The 2,121-nt window shown below is 28.6% G+C and carries 2 protein-coding genes; one reads left to right on the top strand and one right to left on the bottom strand.

The window, feature by feature from the left end; genetic code table 11:
- Nucleotides 1–78: 78 nt before the first annotated feature.
- Nucleotides 79–645 carry a DUF2179 domain-containing protein gene (locus ACTHW2_RS11200; RefSeq protein ID WP_442264006.1) on the top strand — a complete coding sequence of 189 codons (567 nt, stop codon included), beginning with the start codon at nt 79–81 and terminating at the stop codon, nt 643–645.
- A 212-nt stretch (nt 646–857) separates the two neighbouring features.
- Here the strand turns inward: ACTHW2_RS11200 and ACTHW2_RS11195 are convergent, their stop codons facing one another.
- On the bottom strand, nt 858–1,838 hold the full coding sequence (locus ACTHW2_RS11195; RefSeq protein WP_442264005.1) for a D-cysteine desulfhydrase family protein: 981 nt from the start codon (nt 1,836–1,838) through the stop codon (nt 858–860).
- Nucleotides 1,839–2,121: the final 283 nt, after the last annotated feature.

The raw sequence follows: 2,121 nt of genomic DNA, 5'->3' as shown, positions 1-2,121 counted from the left end.
TAGAAAAAATATCCTGCATTTGAGCAGGTTGTGGCGTTTCGCAAACGCCTAAATATATTAAATTAGAAAGGAGATTTTATGACAAATATAATATTAATTCTAGTATTACAATTAATATACGTTCCACTTATGACCCTTAGGACAATATTTTCAGTTAAAAACATGACTATGATAGCATCACTTCTTGGATTTGGAGAAGCTCTTATCTATGTAGCTGGATTATCTCTTGTATTTAGTGGAGACCAAGGACCACTTGCAATGTTAGTATATGCTCTCGGATTTGGACTAGGTACATTTTTAGGTGGAGCTATTGAAAATAAACTTGCAATTGGATACAATAACTTTTCAGTAAATCTTATGGAAAAAAATACAGATCTAATTAACTATTTAAGAAATGAAGGGTTTGGAGTTACTGTTTACGAAGGGGAAGGAAGAGACAGTAAAAGATATAGATTAGATATTCTTACAAAAAGAAATAGAGAAGAAGAGCTTTTAGATTTAATAGATGAACATGAGCCAACTTCATTTATCGTTTCTTATGAGCCAAGAAGATTTAAAGGTGGATTCTTAATTAATTCGATGAGAAAAGCTAAAAAGGTGAAAAAGCCTATCAAGAAAAAAAACAACCAAAGTCAGAAGAAATAATAGCTATGGATATTATACTTTCTTTAAGACTTCTTCATTTAAGGAGTATAAAACAAAGCTTATAATGCCTATTTATAGCCATTATAAGCTTTGTAACATTCTTAGCCCTATTATATTTTGATTTTATTCTTTCTAAAGACCAATTAGAAGAATAAAACTATCCAGATAGTTACTCTTATTAACACACTTATCAATAATGGATTCTAATATATCTATTTAAATTTCATTGCCATATTTCTTTGTTCACTGGTCCATCCCAATAAACCACCAGTATGGATAAATAGAATATTTTTATACTCATTAAAATTTCCATTTTCAATTTCACTTATCATACCACGGAAGGCCTTTCCTGTATAAACAGGGTCAAATACAAGACCTTCTGATTTTGCAATATCACAAATAAATCTAATTTCTTCTTCTCTGCTTAATGCATACCCATCTCCTATATATTCATCTTTAATTATTATACGATTTTCATCAATTTTTTCTTTAATTCCATCTCTTTTATACATATCTATTAAAATATCTTTTACATCTAAAGTAAATTCTTCTGTAGAATCAGATACACTAAATCCTACTATATCCTTTTCTTTTTCTAATTTTCTATTAGCATACCAAAGCCCAGCATATGTACCTCCTGAACCAACTGTAACTACTATAGCATCAAACTCTAATCCCAATTCTTTTTCTTGCTTTATAATTTCTTTCATATTTTCTGCATATCCTAGGGATCCTACTGCATTAGAAGCTCCAATTGGAATAATATAGCCTTTCTTATCTTTAAGCTCTATTTCTTTTTTAACTTTTTCCATTTTTTCATCCACTGGACCATCTGAAGCTATATAATGTATATTAGCTCCCAGCATCTTAGAAAGAAAAATATTTCCTTCAAAGTCATCTGGCCTTTCGCCTTTAATAATTAACTCACAATTTAATCCAAGCTTTGCACAAAGAGCAGCTGTTGCCCTACAGTGATTTGATTGGATGGCGCCAGCCGTAATAATAGTATCACAACCTTTTTCAAGTGCATGACCTATTGAAAATTCTAGTTTTCTTACCTTGTTACCCGAAACTTCTGATCCTGTAAAATCATCTCTTTTTAAATATATACCCATAGCATATTTATCACTTAAATTATTTAACCTCTCTATAGGTGTTGGTAGATTTGCTATTAAAATCCTATTATCCTCCATGACAAAACATCCTCCCTTTTTTATATTTATGAATATTTATATCATTTCTTAATATATGATATTTTAAAAAAGATCTTTTAATTGTTATTTTATTATATAAAGCTAATTATATCATAAAATATATAAATGCTTTAAGATTATTTATTTTATATAGGTTATCACAACCTATAGTATCTTAGATATATTTTTAAAATTTTAAAGCTTAATTAAATAAAATAAACCTACTAATTACCATGCATGGTAATTAGTAGGTTTATTTTATTAGCTATTCTATGATTGTATT

The sequence above is a fragment of the Tissierella sp. genome (assembly GCF_052089545.1).
Lineage (GTDB): Bacteria > Bacillota > Clostridia > Tissierellales > Tissierellaceae > Tissierella_A.
The sequence above is the reverse complement of the archived record's forward strand: the minus strand, read 5'-3'. Positions and strand labels throughout refer to the sequence as shown.